The sequence below is a fragment of the Helicobacter pullorum NCTC 12824 genome, assembly GCF_017979475.1.
In the GTDB taxonomy this organism is placed as follows: Bacteria; Campylobacterota; Campylobacteria; order Campylobacterales; family Helicobacteraceae; genus Helicobacter_D; species Helicobacter_D pullorum.
Window position 1 is genome coordinate 41,660 of record NZ_JAERIT010000003.1, and the last position, 24,809, is coordinate 66,468.

The window sequence follows — 24,809 nt, forward strand, 5'->3', positions numbered from 1 at the left end:
AACTAAAGTCACAAGCACTTAGGCTTTGGTTTCAAAAATTAAGCTCTCTTTGGAGAGGATTTGTTCGCTAAAATTTTGAATCGCCTCATTGAGATGTTTATTGGTAGTTTCTAAATCATTTTTTTCTTGTTTGATTCTTTGCATTTCGTTAGAAAAATATTTTTGCAGTGCTTCTTTTTCTTTTGGAGAGAGAGATTCAAGATTGCCATTTTGTTTAATTTTGGCTAAAAGCGCCATTGCCTCTTGTTTGGAAATTTCTTCTAAAACTCTTTGTTTGGGAGTTTTGATTTCTTGTGTTGGATTAAGGTTTTCTAGGGGATTGACTTGGGAATTTAAAATTTCTTTGATAGCTGTATAAAGGCTACCTTCTGTGCTTTTGAGGTGTTCTTTGAGGGTTACTTTGCCATTTAAATCCATATCTGCACTAATTAGCCCATCAAGCAAATCATCAAGGGTTTTGGTTTGTTGGTTGGTAGGTGGCTTAGCAATGTAGCTCTCCACTCCATAAATGTTGATTGAATCTCCATAAATAGTGTTTTTTTCTGCTGTTAAAAAGGTGTAATCATCTTTGATGAGGGCATTTTCTTGTGGAGAGAATTTTCCATCTTTATTTAAATCTGCATTGAAAGCTCCCATATTGTAAGCAATTTCGCCATACCAGCCACTGACATAGGATTCTGCTTTGCCACTCAGACGCAAAATGCCATCATCGCGGGTATAAAAATCGCTTTTGTCAAACTTTTCTTGTAATCTTTGGATATTTTCTTTGGAAAGTAGAGCTTGGACTTTGTCGCCACTGATGCCATCTTCAAACATTACAAGCTGATAGCTAGAATCATTGGTAAGTTTATTTTTGATAGAAATTTTGGTGGAATCTTGTGGGGATTCTTGGTTTGGCTTGAGGTTTTGTATTTCCTCTTGGGCTAGGGCAGATTCTTTGTGATTGTTGGCTGCGAAGTAGATTTTTCTAAAGAGGATTTTATCGGCATTGTGGATAAGCATTTTGCACTCCTATAATCCTTTATTTTGGGAAGCATACAACTGCACCTAGTTTCATTTTGACGCATCTTGGTTGGCTAGGGTAGATAATTTTTGAAGTTTCTAAGTGTGTTTGATGATTAGATAATGTGGATTTGGTTGTTTTATTTGTGATTTGGGCAGCATTTAAAAGGTTTGCTAATAATAAAATTGTAAAAAATATTGCTTTCATAATTTATTCCTTAAATATAATATTGATTCTTATTTTATGCAAAAATTACTTAAGGCAATTTAAAATTAATTTGAGCAGTTTTAATCAACCAAAAAGGGGCAAAACAATGCGTTTATCTCAAGATTATCGCAGTAAAAAGGCGTATGTGTCTTTGGATTATGCTTGATAGTGTGGAGAGATTAGAAAATAGGGAAATAGAGATAATACGCTAAAATACAGGTGGAATTTGGCACTTTGGATTGTTTAATAATTTCAAGCAGTATGAAAGCCTGCTAATGTTGGTTTGTAGAGATTTTACTCTTTGTAAATTTTCATTTTGGGTTTGGCAAGTGTTGGTTTGAATGGGTAGAATCTGCAAAATAGCTAGGGCTTGGCAAATGCTACGCTTTAAGATGTGTTTGTAAAATGGGACAAATCAAGGAGAAAGCTAGATTGAATCTAGCTTTTGGAGTGAATGAAATTTTTAAATTTAAGAAGATTGATGCCAAAGTCAAAAGACTTTAGCAATGATAGCCTTAAAAATCTAGTTTGTAGTTAATCCAGAAGTTTCTACCCTCAGTGTAGTCTTGGAATCTGTTTGCATAGCTTGTGCCTTTGCTACCCTCATAACGATAAGGTTCAAAGAAATCTTTATCTAATAAGTTGTTGATTACAAAGTTAATTGTAGAATTTTTCGTCATTTTGTAACTAAATCCTAAATCCAAAATATAGAAATCTTTATATTTCATCATACCCGGAATCGCATTTCCACCACCACCTTTGCTTTGGGCTAGAGTGTCATAACGCCCTGTGGCTTTTAAGAATGAGCTAAATTTGCCCTTAGTGTAGTTGAGCTTGACAACTGCAACATGGCGGGGGAGATTAGCATAGCGTCCATAAGGAGAAAATGTATAATCCCCTGATTTGTCGTGTTTTTCCATATAAGTATAAGATACATTAGCGCTAAATCCATTCCAAGTGGCTGTATCCATTCCTACTTCAACGCCCCTTGCTCTATCTTTTCCACGATTTACGACAAGCTTACAACCATCAGCCCCTCCACTACAAATTTGTCCATTGGGCATAGATTCTCCATCGGCATAAGAATCTTGGTCTATGGAATTTTTAAAATCAGTTTGGAAAGCAGTAATGCTAAGATTTCCATAATCCCAAACATCAAAAATTGCTCCTATTTCGTAGTTGGTGCTTGTTTCGGGATTGAGTTTGGAATTCCCATGAATATCGCCCTTATCTACACGATATACTCCATCGCTTAGTTGTTTTGCTTGAGGTGTTTTGTAACCTTTTGCAACACCGCCTTTTAGGGTAACCCAGTCTGTTAGGTGATAGACTAAATAGCCTCTAGGGATAATCTCACCTTCAAATAAATCACTATAAGTGTAGCGTAAGCCACCTGTTAAAATCAAATCTTCTGTGATAGAGTATTCCGCTTCGGCATAAGGGGCGATAATATTTTGTTCTAAAGTTTTTCCTTTATCAATATTGTTCTTATTATCGTTTCTGAAGCCCTCCCACTGATATTGCACACCAGTGCTTAGCATAACACTTCCAAAAGTATTAAAGTCAAAGGGCATCACAGCTTTGCTCTCCACCACATAAACAGTGCTTTCATTAGCTACTGGCGTGCCTGATTTGCTTGTTTGGTCGGTGTATTGGTATTGGGCATAAGTGTTTGTTGTCCCCCAAGTGTAGTAGCCATCATGGTTTAAAATAAGCCCATCGCGATTATATGAGGAAGTAGAACGCACTTGTCTTCCACTTGTATTCATTGTATCGGAGTATTGATAATAGTGTTCGCCATCTAAGTAAAGATTGTTTTGATCATTAATCGTCCAATTTAGCCTCGCTCCAACATTTCCGATTTTATACTCACCGGGGCTGTGGCTAGCATAAGGATTGGTGAGGTTTTTAGCAGGCCATTTTAAGTTGCTATGGTCTTTGCCATAATATTTTCCTCTTAAAGCAAGAGAGAGCTTATCTTTGATTAGTGGAAAAGCCATGTAGCCTGTAACGCCTCTCCCATGTCCATAAAGATTATAGTGTTGTTGGGCTTGAGTCTCAATAGATATTGAACCGGTGAATTTATCTGGATTTTTCTTTGTGATGATATTGACAACCCCACCGATTGCATCGCCACCATAAAGTGTAGAAGCAGGTCCTTTGATAACTTCGATTCTTTCAATCATTGAAATAGGTGGTAAATAGCTATTATCTACTCCGCTAAATCCATTTTCGTGGAATCCATTAACAGTATTTTGACGCTTGCCATCAACAAGCACAAGTGTGTATCCTGTCCCAAACCCACGAATGGTAAAATCATAAGTTCCTGTTTTGCCTTTTGTGATATTTACGCCGGGAATATCGCTAATTGCATCAGCAATATCTTGCACTGGGCGACTCTCTAACTCTTCTTTGGTAATCACTGAAATACTAGCAGGAGCGTCCTTGACATCTTGAGCAAAACCGCTGGCACTTACAACAGAAGTATCAAGCAGGTATTGTTCGGCTCGTTGGCATAGATTCCACTCCACATTAAAGATAGAGCCACAGAAACATAGCTAATGTTCTTTTTGACTTTCATTCTAAAATCCTTTTGATAATAAAAATAATAATAAGATTGAATTCTATTTACTATTTGTTTAAAAATAAATAAAAATAATAATGAATATTATTTATTTTATGTGAAATGTTACAAAGATGTTTTTACCCATTGTTTTTATTGGATTGAATTTGAAATATTGGTAGAATCTTTAAACTCACTTGAGAAGTTATAGTTGTCTTTTTAAGTTCATTTTTGAGAAAATAATAAAAATTACTTGGAGAAAAAATGAGAAGAGGCATAAGAATTTTATTGTTTTTGTGCTGTTTTGCATTGAGTGGTTATGCAGAGAGTTTGAAGTTTTTGGTTGAAAATATCAAAAACAACCCTCTGTTAAATGCCAAAATTTATCAAAAACAATCTTTACACGAAGAAAAAAAGGGGCTTTATGCCCTTTATCTTCCCAAAGTGGAAGTGGGCTATGCTTATCAAAATACACATAATCCAGATATTTTTTATCCTGCAAATGTTAATGGTCCCTTTGTGGAGGCAACTTGGCTTTTGTTTGATGGATTAAAAAGAGAGGGAAAACTAAAAGCACAAAATGATAGAATCAAGTCCTCTGAATTTGCAATACAAAGCACCCAACAACAATTGATTTTGCAAGTTATTCAAAAGTATTTTGGTGCTCTTAGTTTGCAGTCGCGAAAAAAAGCGGTTTTGAGGCAGCAAGAGGAATTACAACAAAGTATTACAAAATATGAAACGCTTTATCATTCAGGGCTTGCAACCCAAGATACCCTAGAAGCTATCAAAGCACAATATGCACAAAATTCTTATCAAATAGAAAATATAGAACTTGCTTTAGAATCTTATAAAGAGCAACTAAGCTTATTAAGCGGGATAGAAAATCCTAGTTTGGAAGAATACACCAAAATAAAAGAAATAGATTTGCAAACCAAGCCAAAAGATAGGGCGGATTTGCAGGCACAATTTCATTATGTAAAGAGTTTGGAGAGTGTGCCTATGCAACATTCTTATTTGCCAACCATTGCCCTAAGTAATCGCTATATGCACTATGAATACCATGATAGGAATATCCCAACGCTCCCCTTTCCCTTTTCTATAGATAACCCTAAATATCAAAATATTTTTGGGATTAGCGTGTCTTTGACTTTGTTTGATACTTTTGCTACATATAGGGCTAAGGAAGCTGCACATTTACAAGCTTTGGCAGCAAATTTTGAATACTCTTATCAAAAAGATTCTCAAAGACGCGAACAAATTATCGCAAAAAATGCCCTAAACACAGCAAAAGAAAAAATCAAATGGGCAGATTCTGCCCTGACTTCTGCATCCATTGCTTATGCCTATGCCAAAGATAAATTTAATGCACAACTCATTGATTACACGCAATATTTGGGGGCATTGACGACTTTTTTTGAGGCTCAATCCTTTTATGATGAATCTCTTTTTGAATATGAGATTAAAAAAGCAGAATTTTTATACAATAATGGAGAGAATTTGGAGGAGTTTTTGTGAGAAAGATAGCTAAAAGCCTAATGGCTTTGTGTATTTTTGGTGTTTCTCTTTTTGGGGAGGGAATCTATGCTACTTTTAGTATCAAAGCAGTGCAAAGTGCGACTTTGAGCCTTGCAAGTAGTGGAGTGGTAGAATCTGTTTTTGTAGAAATTGGAGACAATGTCAAAAAGGGTCAAAAGCTTTTAGAATTGAAAGCAAAAGATTTGCAAGAAAATGTAAAGATTGCTTTAGCGACTTTAGAGAGTGCCAAAGCAGAACATTCATTTTTGGAGGCACAATATCAACGCTATAAACATTCTCAAAATGTTATTGATAAAAATACTTTTGAAAAAATCCAAACTCAATATCAATCCAGTGTTTTTGGGCTTAAAAAAGCTAAGGCTCATTATCAATTGCAAAAAGAACTTTTGGATAAAACTATTTTGTATGCACCTTTTAATGGAGTGATTGTAGATAAATTTGTCGAGGTTGGTGATGGGGTAGGGGCGATTTCAAGTAGGCTTTTTGTGCTAGAATCTAAGCAAAAAAAGGCAATTATTGAGTTTGATTCGCAGTATTTTAATCAAGTAAAAGTGGGGGATAAGTTTTTGTATAAGATTCAAAATCAAGAACAAAAAATCCCTCTTGTTTTGACAAAGATTTATCCAAGTATTGATAAGGATACCAAAAAGGCAAAGGCAGAAGCGGTTTTTGAAAATATTGATTTACCTTCTGGAATCTTTGGAGATGGCTTGATTGTGAGGGAATAATGTCTAAAATTGCAATTTCTCGCCCCATTGCCACTTTGATGTTTGTTTTGGCATTAGTGTTTTTTGGAATAGATGCTTTGAAGCGGTTAAGTGTATCTTTGTATCCTAATGTTGATATTCCAATTATTACCATTACTACTTTTTATCCGGGGGCAAATCCAGAAATTGTCGAAAGCAAAGTGACAGAAAAGATTGAAGAAGCTATTAGTGGGATTGATGCGTTAAAGAAAATCACTTCTACAAGCAGTCAAAATGTCAGTGTGGTGGTAGCCGAGTTTGAATTAGAAAAGTCTATTGAAATTGCTGCAAATGATGTTAGAGATAAGGTTTCTACAATTAGTTTTGGGAGTGAAGTAAAATCTCCCATTATTGAAAAATTTGATGTAGGCGGAACTCCTATAATTTCTCTTTTTGTATCTTCTAAAACTCCAATATCTAGTACCAAAGAGCTTTTGGAGTTAAATACACACACAGATTTGAATATTAAACCATTATTGCAAAGAATTGCTGGGGTTGGAAAGGTGAATTTGGTAGGGTTTTTAGAGAGGGAAATACGAATCTTGCCTAATCCTACTATGCTGAGTAAATACAATCTTAGTTATTTAGATGTGGCTCAAGCCATAAAAGCACAAAATATAGAAATCGATGGCGGAAGGATTATAGATTCTAAACAAGAATGGACAATCCTAACCAAAGCAGATGCAGAAAATATACAAGAATTAGGGGATTTGCTGATAGCCAAAGGTATTAAATTAAGCGATATTGCAGTGATTGAAGATGCTATGCAAGAGCAGAGAAGTTTTTCTTATTTGCATTCTAAAGATATTCAAAGTGGGGGAATTTTATTAGAGATTCAAAAGATTACTGGTGCAAATGAAATAGAAATCACAAAAGCCATTAAGGAAATTATGCCCTATTTGGAGCAAATTAGCCCAAAATATCATCTTACACTTTTACGCGATACGACAACTTATATTCAAGATACGATTGATGCAGTGGAATTTGATTTGATTTTGGGTGCATTTTTGGCAGTTTTTGTAGTGTTTTTCTTTTTGCGGAATGTTTCGATTACTTTGGTTTCTAGCCTTAGTATCCCAGCTTCTATTATGGGAGCTTTTGCTTTTATGTATATTTTTGGTATGACTTTGAATCTTGCTACAATGATTGCTATTACCCTAGCTATTGGGATTATTATCGATGATGCTATTGTGGTGATTGAAAATATTTATAAAAAACTTGAAATGGGAATCTCAATGAGAGAGGCTGCATTAATGGGAGTGCAAGAGATTGGTTTTGCACTCATTGCAATTTCTGCAATGCTTTTATCTGTATTTATTCCGATTGCAAATATGAGTGGAATTACAGGGAGATTCTTCGTATCATTTGGATTGACACTTGCTGCTTCGATTATTATTTCTTATTTTGTAGTAATTACTTTCATTCCGATGCTAAGCTCTAGAATCGCTCAAAGAAAACAAAGTAATTTTTACTTGCAAACAGAAAAATATTTTAAGGGTTTAGAATCTTTTTATGTGCGTATTTTGGAGTGGGTATTAGCCCATAGAGTTTTTGTTGTTATTTCTATTTTGGGTATTTTTGTTGCTTCTTTGTTGCTTGTTATGCGTCTTGGGGTAGAATTTTTGCCCTCTGAGGATAAGGCGGAATTTGATATTAAGCTTACAGCCAAACCCGGAATCTCATTGGAAGAGATGCAATACCAAACATTGGCGATTCAAGAGAGGTTAAATCAAGAAAGTGAAGTGGAGTATAGTTTGCTGAATATTGGCTATACTTCTGAACAAAAAGTGTATGAAGGTAAGATATATGTGAGATTATCCCCTTATAATAAAAGAGAGAGGAGTTTGCAAGAAATTATAGAATTTTTGAGAGAGGTTTATAAGCCTTATGCGGAGAAATTTGGTTTAGAGATTGCATTGATTGAGATTCCACAAATTAGTTTGGGAGAAGATGACTCGCCTTTGCAATTAGCACTTTATGCGTTGGATAATGGTGCATTGCAAAAGAGCGTGGAGAGAATCATAGGCTTTATGGAACAAAGCGGAAAATTCCGAGATATTCATACCAACATTAAACCACCAACCCCGCAACTTAGGTTAAGCATTAATCGAGCATTAGCAAATCAATATGGATTGAGTGCGCAAGAAATCGCTCTTGCTATTAATAGTGCTTTTAGCGGAATGCAAGAAATCTCGTATTATAGGGAAAATGGAAGAGAGTATGATATTGTTTTATTGACGCCACAAAGAAGAAGTATTGAGGATTTAAAGAAGCTTACATTGCGTAATGCAAGGGGCGAAAATATATTTTTAGAAGGAATGGTTGAGATAAAAGAGATTGATGCTGTAACTTCTATTAGGCATTATGATAGGCAAAAAAGCGTAATGGTATATGCTAACTTGACAAATGGCGTAAGCTTGGGCGAGGCTACGAATCTTTTGGAAAGCAATCGCGATTCTTGGCTTGGCGAAAGTGTGCATTATAAAATAGAAGGTTATGCTAAATATATGCAAGAAACGAATGCGGCTTTTGTTACTGCGATGATAATGGCATTTGTGTTGATTTATTTTATTTTAGCAGCACTCTATGAATCTTTAATACAGCCTTTTATTATTATGGTTGCATTGCCTTTGAGCTTTACAGGGGCTTTTTTGGCATTGTTTTTAAGTGGCGAATCTCTAAGTCTTTTTAGCATTATGGGGCTAATGCTTTTAATGGGACTAGTAGGCAAAAATGCTACATTGATTATTGATGTGGCTAATGCAAAAAGGCAAGAGGGGATAGAACTAAAAAGGGCTATTTTGGAGGCTGGAGAATCTCGGCTACGCCCCATTTTGATGACAACTATTGCAATGATTTTTGGAATGCTGCCTTTGGCATTAGCAGGGGGAGCAGGCAGTGGGATAAAATCCCCTATGGGAATTGCGATGATAGGGGGATTGCTGGTTTCTATGATTCTTAGCTTGCTTATTGTGCCGGCATTTTATAGCCTTTTGGCATCCATAGATGATAAAATGAGAAGTTATTATCAATGAAAATTTATAAAATGAAATTTTTTAAGGAATCTTTTTTGGATTCATAGTATAATATAACTAGAATTTATAAACAAGGAGGATCATATGAATCCTATTTCAGGTAGTACTTATTATGGGTATGATGCATTTTCAAATGCTCAAAGCGGGATTGATGCAAATATGCGTAGCGCGACTTTGGAGACTTCTAATACAGATATTGCACAAAGCACGGTAAATACTATGAATGCACAAAATGGTGTGGAGGCAAATGCACAAACAATTCAAACTGCAGATTCAATGATGCAAAGTGCATTAGATATTCTTGCTTAATCTCTCTTTTGGAAGTTTTTAAAAACTTCCGCATTAATTACTGCAAATTTTTATAGACTTATGCTACAATTTTTCTTATTTTAATCCTTAAACAAAAGGTATAAAATGGTTGATTATGGTATTAATTATTGGGCAAATGATGATTTTATCATTGAAGATGGCAAGGTTAAGGTTAATTTTTGCAATAAACCTGCTTTGATTGATATAGTCAAACAAGTGCGAGAAGAAGGTTATCGCGGTCCTTTGCTTGTTCGTTTTCCGCATTTGATTAAAAAGCAGGTTGAAAAGATTTTTTCTCATTTTGAAAATTCGATTAAAGAATATCATTATAAAGGCAAGTTTAAAGCGGTTTTTCCTATCAAAGTCAATCATTTTCCTAATTTTATTTTGCCTCTTATGGAGCAAACGCAGAATCGTTGCTATGGGCTAGAGGCTGGGAGTAAATCAGAGCTTATCATTGCTATGGCTTATACTAATGAAAATGCCCCCATTACAGTAAATGGCTTTAAAGATAAAGAAATGATTTCTTTGGGATTTATTGCTGCAAAAATGGGGCATGATATTACTCTAACCATTGAAGGTTTAAATGAATTAGAAACGATTATAGAAGTTTCAAAGTCTATGGGCAAACCTTATCCAAATATCGGATTACGAATCCGTCTTCATAGCACAGGCGTTGGAATCTGGGCAAAAAGTGGCGGGATTAATTCTAAGTTTGGTTTAACTGCAACAGAGCTTGTAGAGGCGATTTATTTGCTTAAGAAAAACAAGCTTTTGGATAAATTTACAATGATTCATTTTCATATTGGTAGCCAAATTAGCGATATTGCACCGCTTAAAAAGGCATTAAGAGAAGCAGGAAATATTTATGCAGAGTTGCGTAAAATGGGTGCAAAGAATCTCAATAATGTCAATATTGGTGGTGGTTTGGCAGTCGAATACACGCAGCATGAAGCTCATCAAAATCGCAATTATACCTTGGGAGAATTTAGCGGCAATGTTATTTTTACCCTCAAAGAAATTGCCAAAAACAAAAAAGAGCCAGAGCCAAATATTTTTATTGAATCGGGGCGTTATGTTTCTGCAAATCATGCGGTTTTGATTAGTCCTGTTTTGGAATTGTTTTCACAAGAATATGATGAAAAGGCGTTGCATTTAAAGGAAAAAAATCCGCCGCTTGTGGAGGAGCTTTTGGATTTGTATAACACCATTGATGAGCGTTCAGCTATTGAATATTTGCATGATAGCTTAGAGCATATGGAATCGCTTTTGACGCTTTTTGATTTGGGTTATATTGATTTGCAAGATAGAAGTAATACAGAAGTTTTGGTGCATTTAATTATTAAAAAAGTGATTAAGATTTTAAAGCATAAAAATCATAGTGATATTATTCGGATTCAAGAGCAGGTGCAAGAGCGTTATTTGCTAAATTGTAGCTTTTTTCAGAGTTTGCCAGATTATTGGGGGTTAAAACAGAATTTTCCTGTCATTCCTCTTGATAGATTAAATAAAAGACCTACAAGAAGTGCGAGTTTATGGGATATTACTTGTGATAGTGATGGAGAAATTGCGTTTGATAAAAATTATCCTTTGTTTTTGCATGATATTGATGTGAATAGTGAAGAATACTTTTTGGGATTCTTTTTGGTTGGTGCATACCAAGAGGTTTTGGGAATGCGTCATAATTTATTTACGCACCCAACTGAATTGAGTGTTGTTTTTAATCAAGAAGAGGGGAGTTTTGAGATTGAGAATCTTTTAGAAGCACAAACGATTTTAGATGTATTAGATGATTTGGATTTTGATACCAAAGAGATTGAAAGGCGACTAAAACAGAAGCTTGATGAGAGTGAAGAGATTCCTCAAGATGAGAAAAAGGAGGTTTTGGGGCAACTTTATGTGATGTTAAGTGAAAATGGCTATTTACGCACAGTCTTCAAAAGTCAAGGGGAAGTTTAATTTGAATTACGCTAATAGCCTTTTTGGGACGATTAAAGAGGATTTTGGCGTTATTTTGCAAAAAGATCCAGCCATTAATTCTAAAATTGAATTATTCTTTAATTATCCGGGCTTGATTGCTTTGGTGCATTATCGAATAGCACATAAGTTGCACTTAAAAGGCTTTAGGGTTTTAGCAAGAATCTTAATGGGATTCACGCAATGGATTACAAATATCGATATTCACCCAGCTTGTAAAATTGGGCATAGAGTTTTTATTGACCATGGGATTGGAGTTGTGATTGGGGAGACTGCAGAAGTTGGTAATGAAGTAACAATTTATCAAGGTGTGAGTTTGGGCGGAGTGAGCTTGGAGAAAACCAAACGCCATCCAACCATAGAAGATAATGTCATCATCGGAGCAGGAGCAAAAATTTTGGGCAATATCACTATTGGAGTAAATTCTAAAATCGGAGCAAATTCTGTTGTAATTGCTTCTGTTCCGCCAAATTCTACTGCCGTTGGTATCCCAGCAAGGACAATCATCAAGGGTAAAAGTAATGATTTAAACAAGATTCCAGATATTCAATTGCAGCTTTTTACATATTTGCAAAAACGTTTAGAATTATTAGAATCGCAAATTCCTCATTCTGAAGAATTGCAAGCAAGTATAGAAAAACTCAATCTTATATATTATGAATTTCTAAAGTCAAGAAGAGAATAAAATGATTATTTTTTTAAAGAGGCTTTGCTTGGAGTGTATCATAAGGTATCTTGCGACATCTTTACGCCCAAACATAATAGCAAAAGAAAAAGGAGTCATTCCTAAGCCATTATTTTCATCAATATTTGCACCATTGCTTACTAATAATTTTGCCATATCCAGATATCCTTTAAAGCAAACTCCAGCTAATGGGGTTTGTCCTCTATCATTTTTTTCATCCACTTTAGCGCCTTTTTCAAGCAACATTTTAGCAGTTTCTAAAGAATTATTATAAGCTGCTAACATAAGTAGAGTATCACCTCTATGTGTTTTTAGATTAACATTTAATCCAGCTTCTATCATAATCCTTAGATTTTCAAATTCATTATTTCTAGCAAAATTAAAAGCCATATTGCAAAGCTCTCCAAATCGTTTTTCTTCTTCTAAAGAAATTTCATTCATCATTTTATCCTTGTTTATCTATTAGTCAATCTAAAAATTGATTTTTAATAGCTATGATTTTAGAGTGAGAATTCTCACTCTAAAAGTTATTTACTCAACGCTTTTTTAACACCCTCTGCATATTCTTTGCTAATTTTTTCAAAATGCATTAGAGCTTTGTCTATGATTTTTTGTTCAACACCTTCCATTGATGAGGCAATATTATTAAAGAGTTGTTCTTTTTGAGAATCATTCATTATGTCAAATAGGGCTTTTGGTTGGGTGTAAAAATCATTATCCAATGGCGCATATCGTTGTGCTGCAGCTTCTAAATTCAAATCTGGTTCCAAATAATTTTTATCTTCTTTTGGGCTATCATCATAGCTATTTGGTTCATAGTAAGCTGATTTGTTTTTATACTCATCAAAATTCATAGCTCCAGCAACATTATAGGTATTAACCTCACTTCTTGCTCTATTAATAGGCAAGAGATGATAGTTAGTTCCTACTCTATATCGGTGCGCATCAGGATAGCTAAAGATTCTGCCTTGGAGCATTTTATCAGGACTAAAGCCAATTCCAGGCACGATATTGCTTGGGCTAAAGGCGGCTTGTTCTACTTCGTTAAAGTAATTTTGTGGATTTTTATTAAGAATCATTTCTCCAATATCCATCAAAGGCACGATGCTATGGGGCCATACTTTTGTCAAATCAAAGGGATTGAATCCTAATTTATCCACTTCATTTTCAGGCAAAATCTGCACTTGGAATGTCCATTTAGGGAAATCCCCTTTTTCGATACTATTATATAAATCTCTTTGGTGAGATTCTCTATCTTTGGCAATAATTTCTTCAGCTTCTTTGTTGGTTAAATTTTTAATGCCTTGTTGAGTTTTAAAATGGAATTTTACCCAAAACCTTTCTCCTTTATCGTTGATGAGACTATAAGTATGGCTTCCAAAGCCGTGCATATGTCGATAACTTGCTGGAATTCCCCTATCACTCATTAAAATTGTAATTTGGTGTAAGGCTTCAGGGCATAATGTCCAAAAATCCCAGGCTGCATTTGCGTTTCTTAAATTTGTTCTTGGATCTCTTTTTTGGGTGTGGATAAAATCAGGAAATTTGTAAGGATCTCTTATAAAGAAAGTTGGCGTGTTGTTTCCAACTAAATCCCAATTGCCTTCTTTGGTGTAAAACTTAATTGCAAAACCTCTTACATCTCTTTCTGCATCAGCTGCACCGGATTCTCCAGCTACAGTTGAAAATCTCAAGAAAAGTGGAGTAACTTCTCCTTTTTGCAAAACTTTAGCCTTAGTAAATTGTGAAATATCAGCTGTGATTTTTAATTCTCCATAAGCACCGCTTCCTTTGGCATGCACTACTCTTTCAGGTATCCTTTCTCTATTTTGATGAGCAAGTTTTTCAAGTAGGATATAGTCTTGTAATAGTAAAGGTCCTTTTGGTCCAGCAGAAAGTGAATTTTGATTGTCTGCTACTATATTTCCAAAGTCATTTGTAAGTTTTTTCATAAAGATTACCTATCCTTTAAATAAAATTTATTAACAAGGAAATAATATCTTATATAAAATAAAAATAATATTAAATAATAAAATTTATTATTTAATATAAAGTATCAAAAATATTTTTTTAAGCAGTTTTTAGTTTCCTTTTTGTTTTTAAAGTATATAATATTTAATGTTTTCAGGGTTTTTAGTGAGGTAGTCAAAATAAATAAGTTAGGAAAGAGGAGGACTAATACTACCATCTTGGAGCAAAGAGTTGAGCGTCCATAATGAAGCAATTGATGAGCAACATAAAAAATTATTTGAAATTGCTGGAAGAGCTTACGCACTAACTAACAAAAAAGCCACAAAAGAAGAAATTATCACTATTCTTAGGGAATTATTAAACTATACGCAAGAGCATTTTAAAGATGAAGAAGCCTATATGGAATCTATCTATTATCCGCGGGATTGGAGTTGTGATTGGGGAGACTGCAGAAGTTGGTAATGAAGTAACAATTTATCAAGGTGTGAGTTTGGGCGGAGTGAGCTTGGAGAAAACCAAACGCCATCCAACCATAGAAGATAATGTCATCATCGGAGCAGGAGCAAAAATTTTGGGCAATATCACTATTGGAGTAAATTCTAAAATCGGAGCAAATTCTGTTGTAATTGCTTCTGTTCCGCCAAATTCTACTGCTGTTGGTATTCCAGCAAGGACAATCATCAAGGGCAAAAGTAATGATTTAAACAAGATTCCAGATATTCAATCACAGCTTTTTACATATTTGCAAAAACGCTTAGAATTATTAGAAAGTGAAGTGGTTTATTCTGAAAATTCACTCAAAAACCTTGAAAAACTCAACCAAATGTATCAAGAGTTTCTTACAAATAAATATTAATTATTAATAATATAAATTTATAATATATAAAGAAACATTTAACTTTTTTATAATAAAATCCGCACTTATTTTTAGTTAATCATAAATAAGGAAAATATAATGAGAATCATTTTGATGCTTTTGTGTCTATTGATAAATATGAAAGCCGCAGATTTTGTTGAAATTGGTATCGAGCCTATTCCAGATTCTTTGCCTTTTGATGAGCAAAAAGCTAGACTTGGCAAAATGTTATATATGGATACTAATCTCTCAAAAGATAAAACTATTTCTTGCAATTCCTGTCATCATCTTACAGGCTATGGTGTGGATAATGAACGCTTTTCATTTGGCGTTGGAGGCGCTACAAATGGTGCGACTAATTCCCCAACTAGTTTCAATGCAGTTTTTAATTTTGTGCAATTTTGGGATGGTAGAGCCAAAGATTTGCAGGAGCAAGCAGGCGGTCCTTTGTTGAATCCAGTAGAACATGGTATGACAGAAGATGAAGTCATCGAGGCTGTGAAGGGTAATTTGGAATATGTAGAATCCTTTAAAGAAATTTATGGGGAGATTACTTTTGAGAATATTACAGATGCGATTGCGGAGTTTGAAAAAACATTAATTACGCCAAATTCACCTTTTGATAGATGGTTAAAGGGAGATGAAAATGCTATATCTCCAGCTGCAAAGAGAGGTTTTCAAGCATTTCGTTCAAATGGTTGCATCGCATGCCATCAAGGTCAAAATATCGGCGGCAATATGTACCAAAAAATAGGTATCTTTGAGCCTTATGCTGCAACTGGAAATCCCGGCAGATATGGAGTAACAAAAGAAGAAGAAGATAAGTTAGTCTTTAAAGTCCCATCTTTGCGAAATATTGCTAAAACTGCCCCTTATTTTCACGATGGTAGCGTAGAGACTTTAGAAGTTGCAGTTCAATTAATGGCATTTTATCAATTAGGAAAATTCCTCAATAATGATACAGTGCAAGATATTACAGCATTTTTAGAGAGTCTTACAGGAGAATACAATGACAAGCTCCAATAAAAAAACTTTTTCATTCCTTTATCAATTTATTAGCTTATCGGCTTTTGTCCTTATTTTTATGTTGCTTTTGCTTTTTATTATTTTTAATACTCATGCTAATGTTGAGAAAAACACGCAAATTTCCGATGCTTTAAAGAGATTAGAATATTTGGATTTAAGAATTGACAATGTATTTAAGAATTATTTTGATTTTATGAATTATGATGAAAGCGTGAGAGATTCTAGGGAGTTTGCACAAGAATTGCAATTTCTAACAAATCAAGGTTTGGACACATCAAAAATTGCAGAAATTTTTAAAGCAAAGCAAAATCAATTAGATAAATTCAAGCGTGCTAATTCTATTGCTTTTAATTCCAAAACTTTTCTTTATGCACTCCATCAAGAAATCGCACAACTTGCAGAGAATAATTCAAGTTATGCCTCTATTGTTAAGCTTACTAATTCTATATTAGCCAAATTAGCCACAGATAATATCCTTGAGAGTGAGAATCTTAAGGAGCTTAATGCCGCTATTGCAAAGTTAGAAACCTTTTCATCTTTGAATGATCAAAATGTTACGCTTTTTATTAAGCATTATAAAATGATGTTGGCTCAAGCTGCTTTGATGCAAAAGAATTCTGAAATATACAAAGATCAAACACTTCAAAAAGAATTGATTTTGGCTAATAAAGTAGTTCAAGCCCAAATTGCAAAAGAAAGTCAAGATAGACTTTATATTGCTTATGGTGTGTTTGGTGCTACATTGCTTGTGCTTTTATTCTTCATTTTCTTGACACTCAAAAAAGTGATTATCCCTATTTCGCTTTTAGAGAAATTAACTAAAAATTTAGCTTCTAAAGAGGCAAATTTGAAATCGCGTCTAGTGATTGATGCAAAGAGTGAATTATCTAAAAGTGCAAATTATATTAATTCCTTCATTGCAGTGGTTGAAAATTCTATTTTAGAGGCAACTGAAAATGCAAAAGCAAGTCTAAATAACTCACAGCAATTAAAAGAAAATGCAACGATTCTACAAAAAAATTCCGATATACAAGATGAGCAAATTTCTACTTTGAGAAAAATTGGTTTAGCATTAGATGAGCATATTTCAGCTAATGGGGTTTTAGCGCAAAATACCATTGAAGATATGAATAAAATGCAAAAGGTTATGCTAAAAGCAGAAGAAACACTTAAGGAATTAGCAAAACTTATTGAACAAGGGAATGAACAAGAAAACATTATTATGGATAATATGGGCAATCTCTCTAGCAGCGCAGATAGTATTACTAGCATTACAGAGAGTATCAAAGACATTGCTGATCAAACTAATCTTCTTTCACTTAATGCGGCTATTGAAGCAGCAAGAGCAGGGGAGCATGGTAGAGGATTTGCTGTGGTTGCAGATGAGGTAAGAAAACTTGCAGAAAAAACCACAAAATCTCTTGCTGAAATCAATGCTACTGTTTCACTCATTGCACAGCAAATTCGTGATAATATTGAAGGAATGAAAATAGTGCATGATTCAATGAGTGAAACTAATGAAGTTGCAAATGAGTTGCAAAATGAAGTGGTTGATACAATGGAGAGATTGAGAATTGGCATTAAATCTACTCAAAATATGGCAGAGAAAAATATTGAAGCAAAGGAAAAAATGGCACTTTTAGATGAAAAACTAAATGTCGTAAGTGATATTTCTAACCATATTAAAGCGCTTTCTAATGAAGTGAATGCAATTTCAGTGAGTGTCCTTGAAGGCTCTAGCAAACTCTCTGATAAGTTGAGTAGTTTTCAATAATCTTTAGGGAAGTTTTCTCCCCCATTCCATAAAATTTTTACAAACACTTTTAAAATTTTTATGGTTTAAGAAATTTTATAGTAAAATCACTCTAAAGATTAAAATGTCAAAGTTAGGGGGGAGGATAGCAGATGCTGCCATCTTGGAGCAAAGAGTTGAGCGTCCATAATGAAGCAATTGATGAGCAACATAAAAAATTATTTGAAATTGCTGGAAGAGCTTACGCACTAACTAACAAAAAAGCCACAAAAGAAGAAATTATCACTATTCTTAGGGAATTATTAAACTATACGCAAGAGCATTTTAAAGATGAAGAAGCCTATATGGAATCTATCTATTATCCGCGTTTGATTCAGCACAAAGAGAGGCATCGCGAGATTATTAGAGATATGACAAGTGCTGTTATGCAGATTCGCAATGTCGATGATTTGAAAGAGCAATTAGCTGTTATTGCCAAAAAATGGCTTTTGGAGCATATTATAAGAGAGGATATGCAAATTGAGAAATTTCGCAGAAGCACTTGTCAAATTACCCCACAAGAAACCAAAGTCAAAAATATTGTAGAAGAATCCAAAGTTCAATATACTTGTAATTGTCAAGGTAAGGTGCATTTGGTGCCTTTGGAATTGCACAATAAAATACAAAAAGAAAATGTTATTTTTAATTGCAAAACCTGCAAAGGAAGAATCAAACTACTAGAACAATAAAGGATAAGAGAAAATATGTTGGACAAAAACGAAATCAATGAATATCAATTAATGGCGGATTCTTTAAGATTTTTGTGTGCAGATATGGTGCAAGCTGCAAATAGCGGACACCCCGGTGCGCCAATGGGATTAGCAGATATTGCGGTTGTTTTGGGCTACCATTTGAAGATAAATCCTAAGAATCCAAATTGGATTAATCGCGATAGATTAGTCTTTAGCGGAGGGCATGCAAGTGCATTAGTGTATAGTTTGCTACATTTGTGGGGATTTGATGTTAGCTTAGAAGATTTAAAGTCTTTTAGGCAGTTTGGCTCCAAAACGCCGGGACACCCAGAGTATAAGCATACCCCCGGAATTGAAATTACCACAGGTCCTTTGGGGCAAGGAATTGCTAATGCTGTTGGCTTTGCAATGGCAGGAAAGCTTGCACAAAATATGCTTGGTGATTTAATTACTCACAAAGTTTATTGTTTGTGCGGGGATGGGGATTTAGAAGAGGGAATTTCTTATGAATCTTGTTCGCTTGCTGGACATCATAAATTAGATAATTTGGTTGTGATTTATGATTCTAATAATATTACTATTGAGGGAGAATGTGAGGTTGCCTTGAGTGAAAATATGCAATTGCGTTTTGAATCTCAAGGTTGGGAGGTATTGCAAATTGATGGGCATAATTTTATGCAAATTGATGCTGCACTAACTCAAGCTAAAACCTCTAAAAAGCCTGTGCTTATTATTGCAAAAACAACGATTGCTAAAGGTTCATTGCATTTAAGCGGTTCGCACAAATCCCATGGTTCTCCGCTTGGTGAAACAGAAATCGCAGAATCTAAAAAGGCTTTAGGCTTTAATCCTGATGAAAAGTTTTTTATTCCAGAATCTGCAAAGATTCGGTTTAAAAATACTCAAGAATTAGGAGAGTTGGCTAATAAAGAGTGGGAAAAAACTTTAGAAAAGAGCGACAAAAAAGATATTTTGAGAGAAATGCTAAATCCTAATTTTTCTAAGATTAAATACCCTATTTTTGATGAATCCAAAAGCATTGCAACGCGTTCTAGCAATGGAGAGATTTTGAATGCTATTGCAAAAGCGTTGTATGGGTTTGTCGGCGGGAGTGCAGATTTAGCGCCTTCTAACAATACAGAGCTAAAAGGTATGGGAGATTTTCCAAAGGGTAGAAATTTTCATTTTGGAATTAGAGAGCATGCAATGGGGGCAATTTCAAATGGTCTTGCAAATTATGGGCTATTTTTGCCATTTTGTGCAACTTTCTTTGTTTTTAGTGATTATCTCTCTCCAAGTGTTCGTGTAGCTTCATTGATGAAAAACAAAGTTTTTTATATTTGGACGCACGATAGTATCGGAGTTGGTGAAGATGGAGCGACACATCAACCAATAGAGCAATTGAGCCATTTTAGAGCAATGCCTAACTTAAATGTTTTTCGTCCAAGCGATGCTAATGAAAATGTAGCCTGTTGGCAAACTGCTTTTGAGATAGAAGGTCCTTGTGCGTTTGTGCTTAGTCGTCAGAATCTTCCTGTTTTATCGCCCATTGCCAAAGAGCAGGTTAAAAAAGGTGCTTATATCAAAAAGCCTTCCAAAAAAGAAGCGCAAGTTACACTTCTAGCAACCGGCAGTGAAGTGGCATTAGCTCTAAAAAGTGCAGAGAAGCTAGAAGAAAATGGCATTGATGTTCAAGTAGTTAGTGTGCCTTGTTATGATTTGTTTATCCAGCAAGATAGGAATTATAAAGATTCATTACTTCAAGGTTTGGTAGTCGCTATTGAGGCAAGTAGGGGATTAGAGTGGTATGCTTTAGCCGATATTGTTGTAGGTATGCAAAATTTTGGTGCAAGTGGCAAAGGAGAAATGCTTTTTGAGCATTTTGGATTTAATGTAGCAAATATTGTTAAAATTGTTAAAGAAAATCTTTAAAGAGTGGAAAAACTTTATTTATTTTCAAATACAAGAGCAATCAAAGATTTTTTTGAGAGGAATTATAATGCCTCTTTTTTGCCAAATGCACAAAGTATTGGCGAATTTTTTGATAGTATTTTGAGGGTTGAAGCAAAAAGTAAAATCCCTCCATTTTTGCGTTATGTCTATCTTTATCAAGCCATTAAAGAAGTCAATCCTCAAAAATTTGGCGAATTTGCAAAAAACTTCTCGCAATTTTTGGTTAATTCTGATTTTTTCTTTAAATTTTATGATGAATTGTGTGCGGAATGTGTGCAGATAGAATCTCTTGAGCGACTAGATATTTACGCATTTTATGATGATCATTTGCAAGTATTAAAAAATATTTTTAAAACCTATCAAGATAAAATTGCACAAAATAGCTTTTTTGACAAATATTTTTTGGAAAATTATCAAATTACTTTTGAGCTTTTATCGCAGTTTGATGAGATTGAAGTGCATTTGGAAGGCTTTTTGAGTTGTTTTGAAATGTATATTTTCAAAGAAATTTCCATGCAAAAGCCCATTGTTTTTAAAATTAGCATTAATGCTTTTAATCAAGAATATTATCAAAGAATCTTTGGGATAGAATTAGAAAATGGAGATTTTATATTGCATTTAAAAAGGGGTGATATCAAAAAAGATTCTTTTGAACCCACAAAAACAATCAAATATGGCAAAATCAATTTATTAGAGTTTAGCGATAGAGTTTCAGAGGTGGGAGGGATTTTTAGTCAGATTGATTTGTGGTTGGAGCGGGGAATCCAGCCAGAGGAAATTTGCATTGTTTTGCCTAGTGAGGAGTTTAAAAACTATTTGGAGCTTTTTGATGGTGCGAGAAATTTTAATTTTGCTATGGGTAAAAAACTTCAAGAAACAGCATTATTTGTGAAGATTGAGGAGCATATAGAACAATTTAGGGACTTTGGAGAGTTTCAAAATTTCATCATAGAATCACAGGAAATAACAAGGGAGGATAAAGAAGCCAAAAAGATTATTTTGCAGAATTTAGAGCATTTTTCTTATTCATTGAAGTATTTAGAATTTTTGCCAATAAAGGACAAAATTCATACATTTTTTATGATGTTAAAAAAGCTAAGTATAGATGATATTGGCGGTGGAAGAATCAGTGTGATAGGTATTTTGGAAACAAGAGGGATTGAGTTTTCTTATATTATTGTCCCAGAATTTAATGAAAACAATGTGCCAAAAGTGAATCAAAAAGATATTTTTCTTAATTCATTGATACGAGAAAAAGTTGGACTACCCACCAAAAAAGATAGAGAGAATCTCCAAAAATATTATTATTCACGCCTTTTTGAGCATTCTTTGGAAGTGGGTGTAATGTTTTTGAATAATGACGAAGACAAGCCCTCTCGCTTTTTGCTAGATGATAAAATTTTTAGTGAAGCTAGATTCTATAAAGCTTCAAAAAAATATGGGGATTATTTTTTGAGCGGGAAAGCTTTGCAGTATAAAGAGAGGGAAATTGTAGCACCTTTGGAGCTTGGAATTATGAGCGCTTCAAAGCTAGAATGCTTATTGACTTGTGCGAGAAAATATTATTATCGCTATGTTTTGGGATATAAAGAAGAAAATTCAAATATGGGTGCTAATGTGGGTATGAAGCTCCATAAGGTATTGCAAGAGGCTTATAGTAGTTATCAAACTCATCATAATTTTGCACAATTACAAGAGGAAGTTTATAGGGGATTGCAAGATTATGAGACTAAAAGAGAGTTTTTTGAATTGGAGCTTGCCAAAAGATATTTGCAGAAATTTTTTAAAACTGAGCAAGAGCATTTACAAGAAGGGTGGATTCCTGTGGAGTTTGAAAGGAAGTTCTCATTTGGTGTATGTGGAATCCCTTTTGAAGGTAGGATTGATAGGATTGACAAAAAGGGGCAAGATTTTTTTGTTTTGGACTATAAATATAAAAGAAATCTAAAAATAGGCGGCAAGAGAAGTATCGAAAACTCCAAAGATTTTCAACTTGTGCTTTATGCTATGGCAATCCAAGAAATCCATAGCAATGCAGAGGTAAAAGCTGGATTTTATGATATCTATGAAGCCAAAATCAAAGAAGAAAAGGCATTGATAGAAAAAAAAGAGAAGTTAGAAGAAAAACTAGAGTATTACAAAGGAATGCAAAAGGAGTTTTCCTTTGAGCTTTGCAAGGAAAGAAGCCCTTGCAGTTTTTGTGAGTTTATTTACCTTTGTAAGCGTTATTGATGAGCTTGTAAGAGCGGATACAAAAGAGTAAAAATAAAGTGATAAGCAAAGTTTTGAAAACTAAGACGGATTGTTTGTGCATAGCATCAAATTTTAGAGTTTGTATGGATTCTTCTCCCATTTGTTGAGCTTGGAGGATATAAGGCGTATAATAAAGAGTAAATAACAAAATTAAAATCACACTAATAAAGCCAAGCAAGGGGGCTATTTTTTGGTGCGTGGTTTTGAAAATGATAACTTCATAGATGATGATAAAAACTGCTAGAATATTAAGCAATATGTTGAGTTTTATGAAAATCTGCGTCATTAACACGCCAGATTGAAAGAGTGTAATTTCTAAACCTTCAACGAAGCTAGCAGCACGAAAAATTACAGGAGCACTAAAAGCACTAGCAATAATAGCTCCCAAGGCTAAACCAATAAGCAATAAATAAACCATAAAAGCAAAAGAATAAAAGTGAGGATTACGCATATATGTCCTTGAAGTTTTTGAGATTTGAAATTATACCAAAAATTTAAAATAATAACAAAACTCACAATTATCTAAAACAATTTAGAAACAATGATTAAATGGAAATTTGAGGCAAAATAAATGACGCAAAAAGGCATTGTATTTGTAAATTTAGGGGCTTACAAGCAAAGGATAAGAAGTTTGTTCTAATATTTCTCTTTGGAGTTGAAAGCCTTTAGTTGCATAACCTAGAGTATTTGCCACTTCTTGCAATTCTTTGAAGCTTAACATATCGGTTTTTTGATTTAAAAAAGCAAGTATATCTTGTTCGCTATATTGTCTAAATTCAAAGAAATTAAGTAAAGTAGCCAAAGCAGAAGCTCCACAAGATTCCTCATATTGCTGCCTTATAACATTTTGATTGTGGAGTTCTTGTAGAGATTTAACGCTAAAAGCAAAAGCAAAGTTTGCTATAAAAACAAGCAAAAAAATGCGCAATAAAAGCATTTTTTGCATTATGCTTTTGCTTCCATTGTAGGAAATTCTTTTATCTCCAATACTTTTTGTAAAAACCAATCAATGAAATTTTCTTTTACTTTTTTGCTTGTTTCTTGAAAGGTAGAATCTTGCAAAATAGAGGGACTTTCTAGCCAAGAGTTTGGAAGTCCTGCTAAGTATTTACCATATTCACCAAGTTGGCTATTTTCGGATTTGGCATAAGCCTCCCCATAATTTACCAAAGAGAACAACATAATAACACCCTCTAAAGCAATTTTTTCTTCTCCATTTTCCATAAAAGTATAATCCTCTACAAGAGCAATATCGCCCCTTAAACTATCTATAAAACCTTCATTGTCTTTAAAAATATTCAATAATTCCTCTTTTGTATAGTTATCTTTGATGTCTATAAATTTTTCCAATGAATCAAAAGCGTTTTTTAATCCACCTCCTAAATCTACACTATCAAAGTAGTTTGAAAAGTAATCATTTCCATTGCTGTGATGTTCGTAAAATGGGAGCGTAAGGTAGTTTTTGATAGCTTGTAGGGAATTACTATGAAATTTCAAATCCTCTGGCAATCCTGATTCTTTTAAAAACTCATTTCCCATAAAACCATAGTTATCAAGGGGGTATTTTTCAAAAGTTTTGTTGGAATTTGTTGCTGAATTTGCTTTTGCATTTTTAAAATCTTCTTGATTAAAAGCTGTATCTTTAGAATTTTTGTTAATTGCACCAATAGTGCAATAATTCAAAGAATCTAAAAAATTTTCTAATATGGAGGATTGAAAATCGTCGTGGTTATCGTTGATTATGTTATCTAAATCCTGCTTAGAGACTTCTTGAAAGGCTTTGCTAGAATTATATTCAATATTTTGAGTATCTTGCCTTGTGGATTGCGTAAATGGGGTATTTGCGTTTTGATTAGAAGTTTTGTCTATGAGGCTTGAGATTTCTTTAGAATAGTTGCAATGAACATTTAAATAATTAGAATAAGAAGAATTAGATATGCTAGTCATTTGCCTACCTTTTCTAAAAAATTATAAAAAAATTTAAGAAAAAATAAGCAAAAAGTATTCCTTTATCTAATGATTAATGCTAAATTTCATTATTTTTTGATAGTTTTTAGATTTATCAAAGTAACTTAAAATATTAATAAGCATATTCAAGCTTTTATCCACTCATCACTTGCAAAATAATTTTTATTTTTAAATTTGGTTATTGTTTTGATTGACTGATTTTATTTTTTGGATTTTTTATGATGCTATTAGAAA

At 33.9% G+C, this 24,809-nt stretch carries 20 protein-coding genes and 1 pseudogene; 13 read left to right on the forward strand and 8 right to left on the reverse strand.

Annotated features, from left to right (window positions below; all coding sequences use genetic code 11):
* Positions 1 to 18: 18 nt before the first annotated feature.
* From JJQ98_RS02865 to JJQ98_RS02875, 3 genes are all read right to left on the reverse strand, one after another.
* Complete coding sequence (locus JJQ98_RS02865; RefSeq protein WP_151104882.1) at positions 19 to 1,002, reverse strand: hypothetical protein; 984 nt, start codon at positions 1,000 to 1,002, stop codon at positions 19 to 21.
* 19 nt (positions 1,003 to 1,021) lie between these two features.
* Positions 1,022 to 1,210: a hypothetical protein gene (locus JJQ98_RS02870; RefSeq protein ID WP_060662999.1), complete on the reverse strand. Its 189-nt coding sequence runs from the start codon at positions 1,208 to 1,210 to the stop codon at positions 1,022 to 1,024.
* 515 nt (positions 1,211 to 1,725) lie between these two features.
* Positions 1,726 to 3,741: a TonB-dependent receptor domain-containing protein gene (locus JJQ98_RS02875; RefSeq protein ID WP_345719224.1), complete on the reverse strand. Its 2,016-nt coding sequence runs from the start codon at positions 3,739 to 3,741 to the stop codon at positions 1,726 to 1,728.
* A gap of 296 nt (positions 3,742 to 4,037) precedes the next feature.
* Here JJQ98_RS02875 and JJQ98_RS02880 point away from each other — a divergent pair, with 296 nt between their 5' ends.
* From JJQ98_RS02880 to cysE, 6 genes are all read left to right on the forward strand, one after another.
* The gene (locus JJQ98_RS02880) at positions 4,038 to 5,291 is read left to right on the forward strand and encodes a TolC family protein (RefSeq protein WP_151104883.1); all 1,254 of its coding nucleotides are present in this window, start codon (positions 4,038 to 4,040) and stop codon (positions 5,289 to 5,291) included.
* Positions 5,288 to 6,040 (forward strand): efflux RND transporter periplasmic adaptor subunit, encoded by a 753-nt coding sequence (locus JJQ98_RS02885; RefSeq protein ID WP_054198105.1) that lies wholly within the window; start codon positions 5,288 to 5,290, stop codon positions 6,038 to 6,040. The genes JJQ98_RS02880 and JJQ98_RS02885 overlap by 4 nt, the downstream gene beginning before the upstream one ends.
* Positions 6,040 to 9,093, forward strand: coding sequence for an efflux RND transporter permease subunit (locus tag JJQ98_RS02890; protein WP_151104884.1), 3,054 nt, complete (start codon positions 6,040 to 6,042; stop codon positions 9,091 to 9,093). Before JJQ98_RS02885 ends, JJQ98_RS02890 begins: the two co-directional genes overlap by 1 nt.
* 84 nt (positions 9,094 to 9,177) lie before the next feature.
* Positions 9,178 to 9,402, forward strand: a complete 225-nt coding sequence (locus JJQ98_RS02895) for a flagellar basal body rod C-terminal domain-containing protein (protein ID WP_054198107.1) — start codon at positions 9,178 to 9,180, stop codon at positions 9,400 to 9,402.
* A gap of 105 nt (positions 9,403 to 9,507) precedes the next feature.
* Positions 9,508 to 11,361, forward strand: a complete 1,854-nt coding sequence (gene speA / locus JJQ98_RS02900; protein ID WP_005021966.1) for an arginine decarboxylase — start codon at positions 9,508 to 9,510, stop codon at positions 11,359 to 11,361.
* A 1-nt stretch (position 11,362) separates the two neighbouring features.
* Positions 11,363 to 12,064: a serine O-acetyltransferase gene (gene cysE, locus JJQ98_RS02905; protein WP_151104885.1), complete on the forward strand. Its 702-nt coding sequence runs from the start codon at positions 11,363 to 11,365 to the stop codon at positions 12,062 to 12,064.
* Here the strand turns inward: cysE and JJQ98_RS02910 are convergent.
* Together JJQ98_RS02910 and JJQ98_RS02915 are read right to left on the reverse strand one after the other, a co-directional pair.
* On the reverse strand, positions 12,050 to 12,505 hold the full coding sequence (locus JJQ98_RS02910; protein ID WP_151104886.1) for a Cj1386 family hemin-binding protein: 456 nt from the start codon (positions 12,503 to 12,505) through the stop codon (positions 12,050 to 12,052). The genes cysE and JJQ98_RS02910 overlap by 15 nt on opposite strands.
* An 86-nt stretch (positions 12,506 to 12,591) precedes the next feature.
* Positions 12,592 to 14,016, reverse strand: a complete 1,425-nt coding sequence (locus JJQ98_RS02915) for a catalase (RefSeq protein WP_054198111.1) — start codon at positions 14,014 to 14,016, stop codon at positions 12,592 to 12,594.
* A gap of 250 nt (positions 14,017 to 14,266) precedes the next feature.
* Between JJQ98_RS02915 and JJQ98_RS02920 the strand changes: the two genes are divergently transcribed.
* From JJQ98_RS02920 to JJQ98_RS02950, 7 genes and pseudogenes are all read left to right on the forward strand, one after another.
* Positions 14,267 to 14,497: a bacteriohemerythrin gene (locus tag JJQ98_RS02920; protein ID WP_247596667.1), complete on the forward strand. Its 231-nt coding sequence runs from the start codon at positions 14,267 to 14,269 to the stop codon at positions 14,495 to 14,497.
* Positions 14,448 to 14,891 (forward strand): annotated as a pseudogene (locus JJQ98_RS02925) (serine O-acetyltransferase); the annotation flags it as partial. The gene JJQ98_RS02920 and the pseudogene JJQ98_RS02925, both read left to right, overlap by 50 nt.
* A gap of 99 nt (positions 14,892 to 14,990) precedes the next feature.
* Positions 14,991 to 15,917: a cytochrome-c peroxidase gene (locus tag JJQ98_RS02930; RefSeq protein WP_054195380.1), complete on the forward strand. Its 927-nt coding sequence runs from the start codon at positions 14,991 to 14,993 to the stop codon at positions 15,915 to 15,917.
* Positions 15,901 to 17,691, forward strand: coding sequence for a methyl-accepting chemotaxis protein (locus JJQ98_RS02935; protein ID WP_151104888.1), 1,791 nt, complete (start codon positions 15,901 to 15,903; stop codon positions 17,689 to 17,691). Before JJQ98_RS02930 ends, JJQ98_RS02935 begins: the two co-directional genes overlap by 17 nt.
* 131 nt (positions 17,692 to 17,822) lie before the next feature.
* On the forward strand, positions 17,823 to 18,398 hold the full coding sequence (locus JJQ98_RS02940; protein ID WP_005021972.1) for a bacteriohemerythrin: 576 nt from the start codon (positions 17,823 to 17,825) through the stop codon (positions 18,396 to 18,398).
* Between the two features lie 15 nt (positions 18,399 to 18,413).
* Positions 18,414 to 20,333 (forward strand): transketolase, encoded by a 1,920-nt coding sequence (gene tkt, locus JJQ98_RS02945; protein WP_151104889.1) that lies wholly within the window; start codon positions 18,414 to 18,416, stop codon positions 20,331 to 20,333.
* Positions 20,334 to 20,336: 3 nt separating this feature from the next.
* Positions 20,337 to 22,586, forward strand: coding sequence for a PD-(D/E)XK nuclease family protein (locus tag JJQ98_RS02950; protein WP_151104890.1), 2,250 nt, complete (start codon positions 20,337 to 20,339; stop codon positions 22,584 to 22,586).
* Here the strand turns inward: JJQ98_RS02950 and JJQ98_RS02955 are convergent.
* From JJQ98_RS02955 to JJQ98_RS02965, 3 genes are all read right to left on the reverse strand, one after another.
* Positions 22,561 to 23,058, reverse strand: a complete 498-nt coding sequence (locus tag JJQ98_RS02955; RefSeq protein ID WP_065829125.1) for a DUF4149 domain-containing protein — start codon at positions 23,056 to 23,058, stop codon at positions 22,561 to 22,563. The genes JJQ98_RS02950 and JJQ98_RS02955 overlap by 26 nt on opposite strands.
* Positions 23,059 to 23,208: 150 nt before the next feature.
* Positions 23,209 to 23,553, reverse strand: coding sequence for a cysteine peptidase family C39 domain-containing protein (locus tag JJQ98_RS02960; RefSeq protein ID WP_247596668.1), 345 nt, complete (start codon positions 23,551 to 23,553; stop codon positions 23,209 to 23,211).
* A complete protein-coding gene (locus tag JJQ98_RS02965) occupies positions 23,553 to 24,554 on the reverse strand; it encodes a hypothetical protein (RefSeq protein ID WP_151104891.1) in 1,002 nt (333 codons plus the stop codon). Before JJQ98_RS02965 ends, JJQ98_RS02960 begins: the two co-directional genes overlap by 1 nt.
* Positions 24,555 to 24,809 lie beyond the last annotated feature (255 nt).

What these genes read in the sequence shown, in the direction of transcription:
- JJQ98_RS02865 (WP_151104882.1), bottom strand. Translation starts at nt 1,002, where the DNA reads ATGCTTATCCACAATGCCGATAAAATCCTCTTTAGAAAAATCTACTTC.
- JJQ98_RS02870 (WP_060662999.1), bottom strand. Translation starts at nt 1,210, where the DNA reads ATGAAAGCAATATTTTTTACAATTTTATTATTAGCAAACCTTTTAAAT.
- JJQ98_RS02880 (WP_151104883.1), top strand. Translation starts at nt 4,038, where the DNA reads ATGAGAAGAGGCATAAGAATTTTATTGTTTTTGTGCTGTTTTGCATTG.
- JJQ98_RS02890 (WP_151104884.1), top strand. Translation starts at nt 6,040, where the DNA reads ATGTCTAAAATTGCAATTTCTCGCCCCATTGCCACTTTGATGTTTGTT.
- JJQ98_RS02895 (WP_054198107.1), top strand. Translation starts at nt 9,178, where the DNA reads ATGAATCCTATTTCAGGTAGTACTTATTATGGGTATGATGCATTTTCA.
- speA (WP_005021966.1), top strand. Translation starts at nt 9,508, where the DNA reads ATGGTTGATTATGGTATTAATTATTGGGCAAATGATGATTTTATCATT.
- JJQ98_RS02910 (WP_151104886.1), bottom strand. Translation starts at nt 12,505, where the DNA reads ATGAATGAAATTTCTTTAGAAGAAGAAAAACGATTTGGAGAGCTTTGC.
- JJQ98_RS02915 (WP_054198111.1), bottom strand. Translation starts at nt 14,016, where the DNA reads ATGAAAAAACTTACAAATGACTTTGGAAATATAGTAGCAGACAATCAA.
- JJQ98_RS02930 (WP_054195380.1), top strand. Translation starts at nt 14,991, where the DNA reads ATGAGAATCATTTTGATGCTTTTGTGTCTATTGATAAATATGAAAGCC.
- JJQ98_RS02935 (WP_151104888.1), top strand. Translation starts at nt 15,901, where the DNA reads ATGACAAGCTCCAATAAAAAAACTTTTTCATTCCTTTATCAATTTATT.
- JJQ98_RS02940 (WP_005021972.1), top strand. Translation starts at nt 17,823, where the DNA reads ATGCTGCCATCTTGGAGCAAAGAGTTGAGCGTCCATAATGAAGCAATT.
- tkt (WP_151104889.1), top strand. Translation starts at nt 18,414, where the DNA reads ATGTTGGACAAAAACGAAATCAATGAATATCAATTAATGGCGGATTCT.
- JJQ98_RS02955 (WP_065829125.1), bottom strand. Translation starts at nt 23,058, where the DNA reads ATGCGTAATCCTCACTTTTATTCTTTTGCTTTTATGGTTTATTTATTG.
- JJQ98_RS02960 (WP_247596668.1), bottom strand. Translation starts at nt 23,553, where the DNA reads ATGCAAAAAATGCTTTTATTGCGCATTTTTTTGCTTGTTTTTATAGCA.
- JJQ98_RS02965 (WP_151104891.1), bottom strand. Translation starts at nt 24,554, where the DNA reads ATGACTAGCATATCTAATTCTTCTTATTCTAATTATTTAAATGTTCAT.